At 71.4% G+C, this 14,888-nt stretch carries 10 protein-coding genes; 1 reads left to right on the top strand and 9 read right to left on the bottom strand.

Going from position 1 to position 14,888, the window contains the following annotated elements; translation table 11 throughout:
• Positions 1–46: 46 nt before the first annotated feature.
• The 9 genes from ISG29_RS13905 to ISG29_RS13945 form a co-directional block, all read right to left on the bottom strand.
• On the bottom strand, positions 47–562 hold the full coding sequence (locus ISG29_RS13905) for a hypothetical protein (RefSeq protein ID WP_194504050.1): 516 nt from the start codon (positions 560–562) through the stop codon (positions 47–49).
• A gap of 80 nt (positions 563–642) precedes the next feature.
• Positions 643–3,420, bottom strand: a complete 2,778-nt coding sequence (locus tag ISG29_RS13910) for a DEAD/DEAH box helicase family protein (protein ID WP_194504136.1) — start codon at positions 3,418–3,420, stop codon at positions 643–645.
• Between the two features lie 3 nt (positions 3,421–3,423).
• Complete coding sequence (locus tag ISG29_RS13915) at positions 3,424–6,396, bottom strand: bifunctional [glutamine synthetase] adenylyltransferase/[glutamine synthetase]-adenylyl-L-tyrosine phosphorylase (protein WP_194504051.1); 2,973 nt, start codon at positions 6,394–6,396, stop codon at positions 3,424–3,426.
• Positions 6,393–7,091, bottom strand: a complete 699-nt coding sequence (locus tag ISG29_RS13920) for a type 1 glutamine amidotransferase (protein WP_194504052.1) — start codon at positions 7,089–7,091, stop codon at positions 6,393–6,395. Before ISG29_RS13920 ends, ISG29_RS13915 begins: the two co-directional genes overlap by 4 nt.
• Positions 7,092–7,114: 23 nt before the next feature.
• A complete protein-coding gene (locus ISG29_RS13925) occupies positions 7,115–8,455 on the bottom strand; it encodes a glutamine synthetase family protein (RefSeq protein WP_194504053.1) in 1,341 nt (446 codons plus the stop codon).
• Between the two features lie 29 nt (positions 8,456–8,484).
• Positions 8,485–9,975 carry an MFS transporter gene (locus ISG29_RS13930; RefSeq protein WP_194504054.1) on the bottom strand — a complete coding sequence of 497 codons (1,491 nt, stop codon included), beginning with the start codon at positions 9,973–9,975 and terminating at the stop codon, positions 8,485–8,487.
• A gap of 92 nt (positions 9,976–10,067) precedes the next feature.
• Positions 10,068–11,882 carry a 3-hydroxyacyl-CoA dehydrogenase family protein gene (locus tag ISG29_RS13935; protein WP_194504055.1) on the bottom strand — a complete coding sequence of 605 codons (1,815 nt, stop codon included), beginning with the start codon at positions 11,880–11,882 and terminating at the stop codon, positions 10,068–10,070.
• A gap of 33 nt (positions 11,883–11,915) precedes the next feature.
• Positions 11,916–12,440 carry a GNAT family N-acetyltransferase gene (locus tag ISG29_RS13940; protein ID WP_194504056.1) on the bottom strand — a complete coding sequence of 175 codons (525 nt, stop codon included), beginning with the start codon at positions 12,438–12,440 and terminating at the stop codon, positions 11,916–11,918.
• A gap of 41 nt (positions 12,441–12,481) precedes the next feature.
• On the bottom strand, positions 12,482–14,053 hold the full coding sequence (locus ISG29_RS13945; RefSeq protein ID WP_207793126.1) for an alanine/glycine:cation symporter family protein: 1,572 nt from the start codon (positions 14,051–14,053) through the stop codon (positions 12,482–12,484).
• 51 nt (positions 14,054–14,104) lie between these two features.
• Between ISG29_RS13945 and nucS the strand changes: the two genes are divergently transcribed.
• The gene (gene nucS / locus ISG29_RS13950; protein ID WP_207793127.1) at positions 14,105–14,848 is read left to right on the top strand and encodes an endonuclease NucS; all 744 of its coding nucleotides are present in this window, start codon (positions 14,105–14,107) and stop codon (positions 14,846–14,848) included.
• Positions 14,849–14,888 lie beyond the last annotated feature (40 nt).

Consider the following 14,888-nt stretch of genomic DNA (forward strand, 5'->3'; position numbering starts at 1 on the left):
CTCGGTTCACCCTGTGCCGCACCTGTGAACGAGGACTCCCCGGTGGTCAGTCGGCGGCCCGCGCAGCCCGGCAGAGCTGCTCGTTGGCGTCGCGACTCGCCTGCACCCGCTCCAGGGTGCGGCGCTGCCGGAGACCGCTGACGACGAGGAGCGCGACGAGACCGGCCTGCACCGCGACGACGACCAGGGCATGGGTACGCTGCGCCGGATCGGTGACGGCCTGCACGAGCTGCGGCACCGCGAAGAGCACCAGCAGGGCGACGCCCAACCCGCGCGACCAGCGGGCCCCCCGGTCGTGGAGCCGCCGCTCCAACTGCGCCTGCGTCGCCTCGGAGAAGATCACCGCCGAGCAGACCAGCCGCTCGGGTGCAGCCCGGCCACGCATCACGGCCCGCACGATCGCGAACCGGTCGCTCCGGTCGAGCTGGTGGCTCTCGTCCATCCACCGCTGTTCGGCCGCATCCCCGCGCGCGAGCCCGGCGAGGCGCCGCACTCCGAGCGAGAGCGCGGCGAGCACCACGATGCCGAAGGTCGCGAGGTAGCCGATCCGCACGAGGTCCACGGGCGCATCGGATCATGTCGGGCCCGGTGTCGCCTCACCTCGCGGGTCAGCGGCGCCTGGGAGGGAGCGCCTCGACCGGCTCACTCCCAACCGCGGCGCATCACGGTGGCGACGTCGAAGGGGTCCGATCCCTGCTGCGCCGCCAGCACGCCCGCGCCCTCGGGGGATCCGGTGTACAGCGGCTCGCCGCAGCCGACCCAGTGATCGAGCGCGCGGGCATAGGCGTGCGCACGCGCGGCCCGCGTGCCCAGGACGGTCGGGACGGCGTGCCACACGACGCCATCCGGGCCGAGCACTCCCCCACGAGCCAAGGCCAGCAGTTCGTCGGCGGAGCGCTCCCGCCCGGTCACGACGTGGCGCGGCACCACGTAGCGCGGCGCGACCATCGCCGACAGCGCTTCGTCCAGGGCCACTGCGAACACCTCGGACTCCGCCTCGGGCACGCCGGTGAGGCGACACCGGTAGACGCCATCGCGATCGACGACCACGCTCACCGCGCCTGCGGCCACCGACACCAGGCCGCACGCGTGCAGGGCATCGGCCACCGCGGCCGCCATCTGTGCGACGTCCGGCTGGTGTCGAGCGAGCTCCAGCAGCGCGCGCCCCCGAGCGATCTGCGCCGCTCGGGTGCGCCACTCACCCCAACCGGCCCCGAGGGCGACGACGAGCAGGACGCCGAGCAGCGGCCACGCCACGGCCGCTGCCGCACCGACGACGACCAGCGCGGCAAGGGCCGCGCCCGCCCGGGACGCCAGCGCGGAGGGAGCCGAGCCGACCAGGTCGCGCCGCTCCTCCAGGCCGGTGCCCCGCACCACCACCGCCGCCGCCTCGGGCGACAACGAGCCGGCGGCCTCCACCCGGCGGCGTGGCCGCACCCGTAGCGTGCGCAGCGGGCGGTCGTCGTACGCCTCGCCGACGCGCCACCGCTCTCGGATGCCGGCACGGTCCTCGGCACGCACGACCATCCGCGCGTTGACGGCGTCGAGGTCGGCGTCGGCAGGGGGCACGTACGGCGAGAACGCCGGGTCGATGTGGGCCACACCGTCGACCACCTCGCCCGCCTCGTCGACGCCGAAGTAGCCGGCGTGCTTGCGCACCAGCCGCTGCCAGTCGCGGTCGCCGCGCGGGTGCGCGTCGCTGACGCACACGACCGACCAGTTGACCGCGACCTTGTCGGGTCGGGCCGGGTCGGTGCGCAGCGCCCGGCCCCGGGTCTGGACGACGGCGGTCGTCGTCGTGACCGACGTGAGGTCGACCAGTCCGCTGACGGCTCGGGCGTCCCAGCCCTCGCCGAGCAGACCTCGGGTGCCGACCAGCACCTGGGTGCGGCCGGACTCGAAGAAACGGGTCACGTGCGGCACCCAGGTGCGGCTGTTCCATGGACCGGTCAGCACGGCGGTGCCGTGCCCGGCACCCGCCACCTCGAGCCGGCCGGCAAGGGCCGGGTCGACGGCGCGCACCCGCTCGCGCAGCGCCGCCATCGTCGCCGGAGCACCCGCCACCGTGCGGCCGGTCACCAGCACCGCGCCCTCGCCGGCAGGGTCCGCCACCAGCGCCTGGAGCACCGCGTGGGCCGAGCCCGCCTCGGGCGCGAGCACGCCGTCGAGGTCGACCGGCAGCGTCGCCGTGGCGCGTTCGTGATCGCAGAGCACCAGCAGCCGGCGGTGGTCCCCCCACGCCATCAGCTCGTGCTGCGCGATCTGGACCACCGCGGTGGTCTTGGCCTCCGAGCGGGCCAGCACCCGGTCCACCGGCGAGCGGCCGCGGCGCACGCCGCCGCGGGTCAGCACGTAGCCCACCGAGGGCAAGGTGGCACGCACGCGCTCCAGCGCCTGCCGGTCACCCGGCTCCTGGGAGCGTGCGAGGTGACCGGTGACCCAGTCGTCGACGAGCACGACCCAGTCGTCGGCGGTCGGCTCGCGCCGGTGCTCCTCGGTCGGGCGAGCGCCGGGCGGCAGCGCGAGCAGTCCGGCGTGGTGCAGCCGCAGCGCGGCGGCGGCCAGCGCGGGCTCGGCCTTGACCACGGCTGGCCAGGACACGGAGGGCCCGGTCTCTGGGCGACGCTCGACCAGGCGCCGGTCGCACCAGGTGAGAAAGGGCACCGACCCGAAGGCGGGATCGGTCAGCGCCGTCACGAGCTCGTGGAAGCGCACGGCGCTCCCGTCGACCCAGTCCGATTCCCTCGGGGTGGGTCGCACGAGCCAGACCAGCTCGGCGAACGGCGCCAGGTCGCCTTCGCGGACGACGGCCGGGATCGAGGTCTCGAACGCCACCGCCCCGAACAACTCCTCGACCAGCGCAGCCTGCTCGGCATCGAGCGCCTCCGGCGGGGTGGCGGTGAGTCCGAGGACGCGTGCGTCGGGCAGTAGGTCGAGCAGTTCGGCCAGCAGCCGACCCCACACTTCGAGCAGGTGGTGGCACTCGTCGAGCACCAGCAGCAGCGGCCCCGCCTCGCGCATCGCCGTGACGAACGCGGTGCCGTTCTCGTGCAGCCGCGACATCAGCGGCGACTCCTCACCCGCCTCGTCCGCCTCGGCATCGGCGTCGAAGACGGCCACGGCCTGGTAGGTCAGCGACGTGAGGTCGGCCGCGAGGTCGCGCTCGGTGCCGCTGTCGAGGCCGATCGCCCCCGCCGCGGCCGCCCACTGCGACTGGATCGCGGTGTTGGGCGACAGCACGACCGTACGCACCGCCTCGCGCCGCATCGCCAGTGCCGTCTCGAGCCCGACCCGGGTCTTGCCAGCCCCGGGCGGCAGCACCACCCAGGCCCTGCGTGCGCCGTCCGACCACGCACGTCGCAGCGCCTCCAGCGCCAGACCCTGGTGCCGTCGCAGCGGTGGCGGACTCTCGGCACCGATGGCTCAGTCCTCCCAGAAGACGCGATCGACCACCGTGTGCGCCATCCGCATGTGCCGTAGGTGGTCGTCGAACATCGCCTCCGAGGCGCCGTCGGAATAGCCCAGGATGCTCGCGACGGCCGCCCGCTCGCGCACGTCGCTGGGCACCTGATCGCTGGACTTGCCGCGTACCAGGGTCACCGCGTTGCGCATCCGGCTGACGCGGCGCCAGGTGTTCTGGAGCACGGCGGCGTCGTCCGCGGCCAGCAGCCCTGCCTCGACCGCGGCCTCGAGGGCGGCGAGGGTGCGCGGGGTGCGCAGCCCCGGCACCTCGCCGGCGAAGCGCATCTGGAGCAGTTGCACGGTCCACTCGATGTCGGCCAGCCCGCCGCGCCCCAGCTTGAGGTGGGACGACGCGTCGGCGCCGCGCGGCAGCCGCTCGCGCTCGACCCGGCCCTTGATCCGGCGCACCTCGAGCACATCGTCGTCGCCGAGCCCCTCGTGTGGGAACCGGAGCGGGTCGATGAGGTCGGCGAAGCGCTGCCGCAGGCCCTCGTCGCCGACCACCGCGTCGGCGCGGAGAAGCGCCTGGGCCTCCCACACCTTCGACCACTTAGCGTAGTAGGCGGCGTAGGCCTCCAGCGTGCGGACCAGTGGGCCCTGCCGGCCCTCGGGCCGCAGGTCGGCGTCGACCGCGAGCGGAGGGTCGGAACCGGGCGAGTTGAGCAGTCGTCGCACCTCGTTGGCCACGTGCTGGGCATAGCCCGCGGCCTCCTGGGCATCGGCACCCGGCTCGGGCTCGTGGACGAACAGCACATCTGCGTCGCTGGCGTAGGAGAGCTCGAAGCCGCCGTAGCGGCCCATCGCGACGATGGCGAAGCGGCTCGGCGGCCGCTCCAGGTCGCGCTCGGCGCACCAGGCGGCACTGACGGCCGCGACCGTGGCTTCCAAGGTGGCGTCGGTGATGCGCGAGAGCCCCGCCCCGACGTCGACGACGTCGACGAGGCCCAGCACGTCACCGGCGGCCAGCCGGAAGAGCTCGCGGCGCCGCACCGCACGCACCGCCTTCACCGCAGCCTCGGGCGTGTCGCGACGCGCCGCCCCGGCCCCCATCTCCTCGGTGAGCGCGTCGGGCCCGAGTGGCGCCAGGTCGCTGCCGAGCAGCCGCACGCCCTGCGGCTCACGTTCGAGCAGGTCGGTGGCGTAGCGCGACGTGGCGAGCAGGTGGGCCAGGCGGCTGGCGACCTCGCCCTCGTCGCGCAGCATCGAGAGGTACCAGTGCGAGCGCCCGAGGGCGTCGCTGATGCGGCGGAAGCCGAACAGCCCCGCATCGGGGTCCGGTCCCTCGGCGAACCACTCCAGCATGGCGGGCAAGATGGCACGCTGGATGCTCGCGGAGCGGGTGACACCGGCGGTCAGCGCCTCGAGGTGGCGCAGCGCCGCCCTCGGGTCGGCGTACCCCTGGGCCGCGAGCCGATCGCGAGCGGCCGCGGGGGTCAGCCGGGCCTCCTCGGTGGGGATCCGCGCGACGGCCGCGAGCAACGGCCGGTAGAAGAGCTTCTGGTGCAGCCGGCTGACCTCGATCCGGTGCCGATTCCAGTGCGACTCCAAGGTCGCGGCCGGACGCTGGAGGTAGCCCATCGAGCGGCCCAGGCGCCGCAGCTCGTCGGAGTCGTCCGGCACCACGTGGAGGCGGCGCAACCCGTAGAGCTGGATGCGGTGCTCCAACGTGCGCAAGAACTCGTACGACTCACCGAGCGCGGTGCCGTCCTCACGGCCGATGTAGCCGCCCTCGGTCAGTGCGGCCAGGGCCGACAGCGTCGTGGGCCAGCGGATCGACTCGTCGGTGCGACCGTGCACGAGCTGGAGCAGTTGGACGGCGAACTCGACGTCGCGCAGCCCGCCGGAGCCGAGCTTGAGCTGGCGTGGGGCCTCCTTGCTCGGGATGTGGTCGATGACGCGGCGGCGCATCGCCTGGGTGTCCTCGACGAATCCGGCGCGCTCCGCGGCCTGCCAGACCATCGGCCGCGTGAGGTCGACGAAACCCTGGGCGACGGCGAGGTCGCCGGCCACGGCTCGTGCCTTGAGCAGCGCCTGGAACTCCCACGTCTTGGCCCATCGCTCGTAGTAGCCGCGGTGGCTCTCCAGGGTGCGCACCAGCGGCCCCTGCCGGCCCTCGGGGCGCAGGTTGGCATCGACGGGCCAGATCTCGCCCTCGCCCGTCGGCTCGGAGCAGATCCGCATCAGGTGCGAAGCGAGCTGGGTGGCGGCCCGGTTGGCGGCGTCGTGGCGCTCGCCGGCCGCCGCGGTCGGCTCGTAGACGAAGATGACGTCGACATCGGAGACATAGTTCAGCTCGTGGCCACCACACTTGCCCATCGCGACGATCCCGAGCCGGGCGAGAGCGTGCTGCTCCCCCACGCGCTGCCGCGCCACGGCCAGTGCCGCGTCGAGCGTGGCGGCCGCGAGGTCGCTCAGCTCGGCGGCGGCGTCGTCGACTCCGAGATGGTGGGCGAGATCTCGCGAGGCGAGCCGCAGCAGCACGCGGCGGTACTCCACCCGCATCGCGTCGAGTGCGTCGCCGTGGGGCACCGAGGCGACCGGCACCTCCGCGTGCGGGTCGGCGCCCACCACCCGCAGCATGGCCTGCCGCACCGCGTAGGCGGCCGGCCGGGTACAGCCCAGACTCGGATCGGTCAGCTCGCGCCAGTGCTCGGGGTGGCGGCGCAGGTGGTCGCCCAGGGCCGCGCTCGCGCCCAGCACCGACAGCAGCCGCATCGCCGTGCCGTCGTCGGCTGCCAGCCACTCCAGCACCTCGTGACCCTGCGCGGCGACGAGCTCCCCCAGCCCTGCCAGCGCCAGGTCGGGGTCGGCGGTCTGGCCCAGGATCGCCAGCAGTTCCGGGGCCGGTTCGCCCAGGCTCTCCACGATCCGCAGCGCCTCGTCGGGGTCGGCGAATCCGTAGCGCACGAGGGCGCCACGGCTCACGCCGGTCATCGACGGCTCTGCTCGACGAGGGCGACGAACGACTGCGCGAGCGGCCGCCACGACGCGACCAGCCGCTCGTGGACGCGGCGGGCGGTGGGCACGAAGGCGCTCGTGCCCGGCCAGCCGGCCACCAGATCGGCGTCGGCCTCGGGGTGCCACTGCACGCCCCACACGGACGCCGCGAAGCGCGCCGCCTGCACCTCGCCCCCCGGTGCCGAGGCGAGCCGCACGGCGCCCTCGGGCAGCTGCGCCACGATGTCGCCGTTCCAGTGGACGCCGACCCGGGCGCCGTCTCGGGTCGTCCCGGTGAGACCACCGACCAGCGGGTCGTCGGTCGCCTCCGGCAGCCAGCCGACCGGCAGCAGGCCGTGCTGGGCCCCCTGCGGATTGCGCACGACCCGGCCCCCGAGCGCCGAGGCGAACACCTGGTGGCCCAGGCAGATGCCGAGCGCCGGCACACCCGTGGCCGCGGCCGCACGCACCAGCGCCTTGGTCTGCGGGAACCAGGCGACGTCGTCGTCGGCGTTGGCCGCACCACCGAGCACCATGAACCCGGCGTGCGCGGTGAGGTCGTCGGGCAGCGGGTCGCCCAGGTGGGCACGCCGCACGTCGAGGTCGCAGCCCGCCTCACGGAGCCAGTCGCCCACCATGCCCGGCGGGCAGGGATCCTCGTGCTGCACCACCAGCACGCACTTCGCGCTCATGCCCCCGACTCCCGACGCCGCGCTCAGATGACCGGCAGCATCCGGTCGCGCTCGAAGGCGGAGACCTGGCCGCGGTACTCGTCCCACTCGGCGCGCTTGTTGCGCAGCAGGAAGTCGAAGACCTGCTCCCCGAGCGTCTCGGCCAGCAGCTCGGATTCCTCTGCGATCGCGATGGCGTCGTTGAGGTTCTTCGGCAACGGCGTGATGTCGAGCGCCGAGCGCTCCCGCTCCGACAGCGACCACACGTCGTCCTCGGCCTCACGCGGCAGGTCGTAGCCGCCCTCGATGCCCTTCATGCCGGCCGCGAGCACGGCCGCGTAGGCCAGATAGGGGTTGCAGGCGGGGTCGATGGTGCGCAGCTCGACGCGGGTGGACTGACCCTTGTTCGGCTTGTACATCGGCACCCGGATCATCGCCGACCGGTTGTTGTGACCCCAGCAGATGTACGAGGGCGCCTCGCCACCGAACATCATGCGCTTGTAGGAGTTGACCCACTGGTTGGTCACGATCGACAGTTCCGGTGCGTGCACGAGCACGCCCGCGATGAAGCGTCGCGCGGTCTGGGAGAGCTGGTACTGCGAGCCGGCCTCGTAGAAGGCGTTCTCGTCGCCCTCGAAGAGGCTGACGTGGGTGTGCATGCCCGAGCCGGGGTGGGTGGTGAAGGGCTTGGGCATGAAGCTGGCCCAGATGCCCTGGGAGAGCGCCACCTCACGCACGACGGTGCGGAAGGTCATGATGTTGTCAGCCGTCGAGAGCGCGTCGGCGTAGCGCAGGTCGATCTCCTGCTGGCCGGGGCCGTTCTCGTGGTGGCTGAACTCCACCGAGATGCCCATCGCCTCGAGCATCGTGATCGCCTCACGCCGGAAGTCGGCGCCCTGGCTCTGCGCGGTGTGGTCGAAGAATCCGCTGCGGTCGACGGGCACCGGCTCGGCGCCCGCGCCGGGCAGGTCCTTGAAGAGGTAGAACTCGATCTCGGGATGGGTGTAGAAGGTGAAGCCCTGGTCGGCGGCCTTGCCCAGCGTGCGCTTGAGCACGTGCCGGGGGTCGGCGTAGCTGGGCGAGCCGTCGGGCAGTTCGATGTCACAGAACATCCGCGCCGTGGCCGGACCGTCGCCGCTGCGCCACGGCAGGATCTGGAACGTCCCGGCGTCCGGCTTGAGCAGCATGTCGGACTCGAAGACCCGGGCGAATCCCTCGATCGAGGAACCGTCGAAGCCGATGCCCTCCTCGAAGGCACCTTCGAGCTCGGCCGGCGCCACGGCCACCGACTTCAGCGACCCCAAGACGTCGGTGAACCACAGCCGCACGAAGCGAACGTCGCGCTCCTCGAGCGCACGCAGCACGAAGTCCTCTTGCTTGCCCATGGGGGCAGCCTAGAGGTCGGCGTGGGCGCTCAGGCGGGGGCGGGTGCCGCGTTGCCCGGGGTGTCGGCGTCCTCGGCGGTGAGGGGCTTGGCGATGCTCTCCAGCGACTGGCCCTCGGCGTCGACGCCGAGGAAGGCCTCGACGATGCCGCCGGCGATCATGAGGACGCCGCCGATGACGTAGCCGATGGAGATCTGAGAGATGTCCTTGCCCTCGGTGGCGCGGTCGATGAGCCAGCCGAACAGCAGCGGGCCGCTGATGCCTCCGACCGCGGTGCCGACGGCGTAGAAGAACGCGATGCACAGCGCCCGGGTCTCCATCGGGAACACCTCGCTGGCGGTGAGGTAGGCGGCGCTGGCGCCGGCCGAGGCCATGAAGAAGACGATCGCTCCCATGAGCGTGAGCGTGACGGCTGAGAACGAGCCGAGGAAGAACGAGGTGACCAGCAGCAGTGCCCCGGAGGCGACGTAGGTGCCGCAGATCATCCGCCGGCGACCGATGCTGTCGAACAGCGGGCTCAGCACGAGGGCGCCGACGAAGTTGCTCACCGCGAAGACCGCGACGTACCAGCCGACCTGCTCGACGCCGAGGAACGTCGAGAGGGTGTCGCCGTAGGTGAAGAAGAAGGCGTTGTAGAGGAACGCCTGCCCGACGAACAGCGAGAAGCACACGATGGTGCGGCGCGGGTAGAGGGTGAAGACGGTGCGGGCGATGAGCGGGATGCCGATGCTGCGGCGCTGGCGGATCGTGATGGTCTCGTCGACCGGGTCGAGGTCGGCTCCCGTCTCGTCGACCACGGTGCCCTCGATGTCGCGCACGATCTGCTCGGCCTCGTCCTCCCGGCCGTGGATGAACAGCCAGCGCGGGCTCTCGGGCACGTTGCGCCGCACGAACAAGATGCCCAGTGCCAAGACGGCGCCGAGGCCGAACGCCAGGCGCCAGCCCCACGCCTGGTCGATCACGCTCGGGTCGAGCAGCGGGATGGTCAACAGCGAGCCACCGGCGGCCCCGACCCAGAAGGAGCCGTTGATCGCGACGTCCACCCGGCCCCGATAGGGCGCCGGGATGAGCTCGTCGATCGCGGAGTTGATGGCCGCGTACTCACCCCCGATGCCGGTGCCGGTGAGGAAGCGGGCGGCGAAGTACCACATCGGGTTCATCGAGAACGCCGTGAGCACGGTGGCCACGGTGTAGACGCCGAGGGTGAGCAGGAAGAGCTTCTTGCGGCCCAGCCGGTCGGTGAGCTGACCGAAGAACAGCGCCCCCACGCAGGCGCCCGCGACGTACACCGCGCCGGCCAGGCCGACGTCGGAGCTGCTCAGCCCCAGGCCCGTGTCGCTCGGCTTGAGGGCGTCGGTCATCGAGCCCACGATGGTGACCTCGAGGCCGTCGAGGATCCACACCGTGCCCAGGCCGACGACGACCAGCCAGTGCCAGCGCGCCCACGGCAGGCGGTCGATGCGCGCAGGGATGTCGGTGGTGATGCGACCGGTCTCGACCGACCGTTGCGAGGAGCTCATGCTCCCGGACTACGCCCCGTCACCGGGGGACGCCACACCCTCGCCTCACCCTCTCCTGACCAGGGGCCGCGCCCGCAGCCCGGCCGGGACGGTCAGCGGCGGCTGTAGTCGCGGAAGCCGCGGCCGGTCTTGCGGCCCAGGTAGCCCGCGGTCACAAGGTGCTCGAGCAGCGGGGCCGGCGCGAAGCCGGGCTCGCGGAACTCCAGGTAGAGCTCGCGCTCGATGGCCAGCGAGACGTCGTTGCCCACGACGTCGAGCAACTCGAAGGGCCCCATCGGCAGCGCACAGCCCTGCTTCATCGCGGTGTCGATGTCATCGGCGGTGGCGTAGTGCGCCTCGAGCATCTTGACCGCGTCGTTGAGGTAGGGGAAGAGCAGCGCGTTGACGATGAAGCCGGCGCGGTCGGTACACGACACGGGCACCTTGCCCACCTGGCCGCACAGCGCGGTGACGGTCTCGGTGACGGCCTCGTCGGTCGAGACGGTCGAGACGACCTCGACCAGCTTCATGATGGGCGCGGGATTGAAGAAGTGCATGCCGATGACGGACTCCGGCCGTGAGGTCGCCTGGGCGCACTCGATGATCGGCAGCGAGGACGTCGTGGTCGCGAGGATCGCGCCGGGCCTGCAGATCTCGTCGAGGTTCTCGAACAGCGTCTTCTTGATCGCGAGATCCTCGGCGATGGCCTCGACGACGATGTCGGCGTCCTTGAGGTCGTCTTGGCTCGTCGAGCCGGTGAGGCGACCCAGCACCTCGGCCTTCTGCTCCTCGGTGGCGCGGCCGCGCTGGATCTGCTTGTCGAAGTTCTTGGTGATGAGGGCGACGACGCCGTCGACCTTGGCCTGGCTGCGGCCGACGTAGAGCACCGGGTAACCGGACTTGGCGAAGACCTCGACGATGCCGGCCGCCATGGTGCCGGTGCCGACGACGCCGACCTGGGCGATCTGGTGGCGCAGCCGCGGCTGGTCGTCGGCGGACGGCGTCGCCGCGTCGGCCACGATCTTGGAGCTGTTCGGCTGCTCGTAGGTGTAGAAGCCGCGGCCGGTCTTGCGCCCGAGCAGGCCCGCGGTGACCATCTGCTTGAGGATCGGCGTGGGCGCGTGCAGCCGGTCGCGGCCCTGGCGGTACATCGTCTCGAGGATCTCATAAGCCGTGTCGAGGCCGATGAGGTCGAGCAGCGCGAGCGGACCCATCGGGTAGCCGCAGCCGAAGCGCATGGCGGCGTCGATGTCCTCGCGGCTGGCGTACTTGCCCTCGAACATCGAGGCGGCGTGGTTGAGGTAGCCGAACAGCAGGGTGTTGGCGATGAAGCCGGCCTTGTCTCCGCACACCACCGGGCTCTTGCCCAGGGTGCCGAGCACTGCCTGCACGTCATCGAGCACGCTCGGCTCGGTGACGACCGTGCGCACGACCTCGACCAGGTTCTGCACCGGAGCCGGGTTGAAGAAGTGGACGCCGATCACGCGGCCCGGCTTCGAGGTCGCGGTGGAGAGCTCGGTCACCGACAGCGACGAGGTGTTGGTGGCCAGCACGGTCTCGGCGCCCACGATGTCGTCGAGCTGGCGGAAGATGTCGCGCTTGGTCTCCAGCGACTCGACCACGGCCTCGACGACGAGCCCGGCCTCGGCGAGATCCTTCAGCGTCGTGGTGAAGCTGATGCGGCCCAGCAACGCGTCGGCGTCGGCCTGCTCGAGCTTGCCGCGCTCGACGGCACGACCGGTCGACGCCTCCAGGTGACGCTTGCCGCGTTCGATGCCGGCCTCGTCGAGCTCGACGCCGACGACCCGGTGGCCGTGACGGGCGAAGACCTCGGCGATGCCTGCGCCCATGGTGCCGAGCCCGACCACACCGATGGTCGAGAAGTCGCGGGTCGAGACGGTCTGCTCAGGTGCTGCGGTGCTCGTCATGGGGCAGATCATGACATGACCGGAGGCCTCCTGCTACCAACGGGTAACTACGCGCCGCATGGCGAGACGCGGCCCGCACTCGTCGAGTCCCAGCACGCGCTCAGCCTCCCTGATCGCCGCCAGGTGACCGGTCGGGCGCACCACCTCCTCGAACCCAGACCGGGCGTAGAACGGGCCGTTCCACGGCACGTCGCGGAACGTGCACAACGTCAGCTCGTCGTGCCCGGCCCAACGGGCTTCGTCGACGGCCTGACCGACCAGCGCACGGCCGATCCCCCGGCGCCCGCGCGAGGGCAGCACCGAGAGCTGCTCGAGATGGGCATGGGTTCCCTCGGCGTCCTCGAGCCAGAGCACATGGACGAACCCGACCACCGTGCCTTCGTCGTCCGCCACGACGATCTCGCCGGGGCGGTCGGCGCGCTCGAAACCGCTCGGGGGATCTCCGAGCAGCGGTGCCGCCCGCTGCTCTCCCAGGTGCTCGACGAACAGTGCTCCGCCCGACTCCTCGATCGGCGCCAGGTGGCGCAGGTCGGAGGGCCGGGCGGAACGCAGTCGCATGTCGCGACCCTACGGACGCGGGTCGGATCCCGTCTCGGGCGTCAGGTGGTGGCCCGCTCCTCGACCGGCACCTCGGCGATCTCTCCTTCTCGGATGCCGCGCAGGAAGCTCACGACCTCCTCCTTCACCTTCGGCAGCAGGATGTAGCAGGCGAGCAGGTTGAACACGGCGCAGACGAAGAGCATGGCGTCGGCGAAGTCGAGCACCGAGCCCAGGTCGACGACCGCACCGAGCACGGTGAAGACGCAGAACATGACCTTGAAGAAGTTCTCGTTGAACCGTGTCTTGCCGACCAGCGTCGTCCACGCGCGCATCGTGTAGTACGACCAGGTGATGAGCGTCGAGAAGGCGAACAACGCCACGGCCACCGCCAGTACGTTGTCGAAGCCGGGCAGGAACGTGTCGAAGGAGTCCGAGGTCAAGGTGACCCCGTTGTCGTTGCTGATCTCGGAGCCGATCAGCTCGTCGTAGTTCGTGCCGTCGGCGGCGATGACGATCGTCAGGGCGGTCATGGAGCAGATCACGACGGTGTCGATGAACGGCTCGAGAAGCGCCACGAAGCCCTCGCTCACTGGGTGCTTGGTCTTGACGGCCGAGTGCACGATCGGCGCGGACCCCACCCCGGCCTCGTTCGAGAACGCGGCTCGCTGGAAGCCCACGATGAGCACGCCGATCGCGCCTCCGGTGATGCCGTCGGCGCCGAACGCGCCGGCCAGGATGCGCGCGACGGCCTCGGGCACGGCAGTCACGTTGAACCCGATGACCAGCAGGCATGCCCCGATGTAGATGAACGCCATGATCGGCACGAGCTTGCTCGTGACCTTCGCGATCGAGCTGACGCCGCCGATGATGACGACACCGACGAGGCCGGCCAGCACCAGGCCGAAGACGAACGACATCAGGTCGGAGTCCAAGAAGCTCTCTCCGGCGCCGCCGGTCACGTTGACCGCCTGCGCGTAGGTCTGGTTGGACTGGAAGGCGTTGCCGCCCAGGGCACCGAACAGGATGAGCGCCACCGCGAAGATGCCCACCGCGATCTTGCTGACCACGGGGCCGAACCGCTCGAAGGCGACCGGCAGGTACCGGAACGGCCCGCCGGAGACGGTGCCGTCGTCGTGCACCTCGCGGTACTTCACCCCGAGCGTGCACTCCACGAACTTGGTGCACATGCCCAGCAACCCGGCCAGCACCATCCAGAACATCGCCCCGGGCCCACCGACGGTGACCGCCACGGCCACGCCCGCGATGTTGCCGAGGCCCACCGTTCCGGACACCGCGGAGGCGAGCGCCTGGAAGTGCGTGACCTCGCCGGGGTCACTGGCCCGGGAGTACTTGCCACGCACGAGGTCGAGCGACACCCGCATGGAGCGGAACTGGATGCCACGGAAGTAGACCGTGAACACCGCGGCGGCCACCACGAGCCACAGCACGATCGCTGGGAACGAGTAGACGCCGAGGGGCAGCTTCCAGAACACCACCGACGTCACGGCCGTCGCGATCGGGTCGAAGCCGGAGTTGATGGCCTCCTCGAGGTGGGCGATCCAGCCACCACCGGAGTCGGACGCCTTCTCCGCCAGGGGCACGAGCCAGGGATGTACTTCCACGGGGTTCATGCGCATCAAGTATGAGGAACCTGAGAATCCTCAGCGATCACCCCTACGGATATGGCGTGTCGGGCGCGACGCGGCCGGCCGGTAGATTGCGGCGGCGTGAGACTCGTCGTCGCGCAGTGCCAGGTCGACTACGCCGGGCGGCTGACCGCCCATCTCCCGATGGCCACGCGGGTGTTGATGATCAAGGCCGACGGCTCCGTGCTCGTGCACTCCGACGGCGGCTCCTACAAGCCGCTGAACTGGATGTCGCCGCCCTGCACGCTGCGCGAAGGCACCACCGACGACGGCCAGGTCGAGTGGGTCGTCACCAGCACCGCCTCGGGCAAGGGGCCCGCCGACACGCTGCGCATCCTGCTCGCCGAGGTGCTGCACGACTCCTCTCACGAACTCGGGGTCGACCCGGGCTTGCAGAAGGACGGCGTCGAGAAGCACCTCCAAGAGCTGCTCGCCGACCACCCCACGACCCTCGCCGAGGGACTCACCCTGGTACGGCGCGAGTTCCCCACCGCCATCGGCCCCGTCGACCTGATGTGCCGCGACGGCAACGGGCTCAGCATCGCGGTCGAGATCAAGCGACGTGGTGAGATCGACGGCGTCGAACAGCTGACCCGCTACCTCGACCTGCTCAACCGCGACGCGATCCTCACGACCAAGGGGCCCGTGCGCGGAATCTTCGCCGCCCAGGCCATCAAGCCGCAGGCGCGCGTGCTCGCCGAGGACCGCGGTATCACCTGCGCGGTCGTCGACTACGACGCGCTCCGCGGGCTCGACGACCCGACGGAACGGCTGTTCTGACCGCCCCGGTGGGCGGGCAGCGCGCGTCACCCGCTCGTTC

This window comes from Nocardioides acrostichi, from assembly GCF_015319165.1.
Taxonomy (GTDB): domain Bacteria; phylum Actinomycetota; class Actinomycetes; order Propionibacteriales; family Nocardioidaceae; genus Nocardioides; species Nocardioides acrostichi.